Source organism: Pseudomonas sp. RIT-PI-AD, assembly GCF_025642785.1.
Taxonomy (GTDB): Bacteria; Pseudomonadota; Gammaproteobacteria; order Pseudomonadales; family Pseudomonadaceae; genus Pseudomonas_T.
Genome location: NZ_JANZKU010000071.1, coordinates 1 through 467, shown reverse-complemented (window position 1 = coordinate 467; position 467 = coordinate 1). Strand labels below are relative to the sequence as shown.

Annotated in this window: 1 protein-coding gene; it reads right to left on the bottom strand. The window is 67.0% G+C overall.

The annotated features are described in order from the left end of the window. Positions 1-467 (bottom strand): cadherin-like domain-containing protein (locus OGL92_RS22075; RefSeq protein WP_263148031.1); only part of this gene is annotated, 467 nt, incomplete at both ends.

The following is a 467-nucleotide window of genomic DNA, read 5'->3' as shown; positions in this document are numbered from 1 at the left end:
GCGTCGGTCGCACTGAGGTTGCCGGTGACGCTGGGCTGGGTCTGCTCCACGACCGAGCCGCTACCGCTGCCGATTACCGGGGGAATATCCGCATTCACGGTAATGGTCACGGTGCTGCTGGCCGTGCCGCCCTTGCCATCGGCGATGCTGTAGGTGACGGTGTCCACGCCGGTGAAGCCGCTACCGGGCGTATAGCTCAGGGTGCCATCGGCGTTGACGGTCACGTTGCCATTGGTGGCGTTGGCGCCGGTGACGGTCAGGGGATCGCCGTCGGCATCGCTGTCGTTGCCCAGTACGTTGACGGTGACCGGCGTGCCTTCGGTGGTGCTGGCACTGTCGGCCACCGCGACCGGCGCAGTGTTGGTCGGCACGACGGCATCGACCGTGATGGTGACCGTGCTGCTGGCAGTGCCGCCCTTACCGTCGGCGATGCTGTAGGTGACGGTGTCCACGCCGGTGAAGCCGCT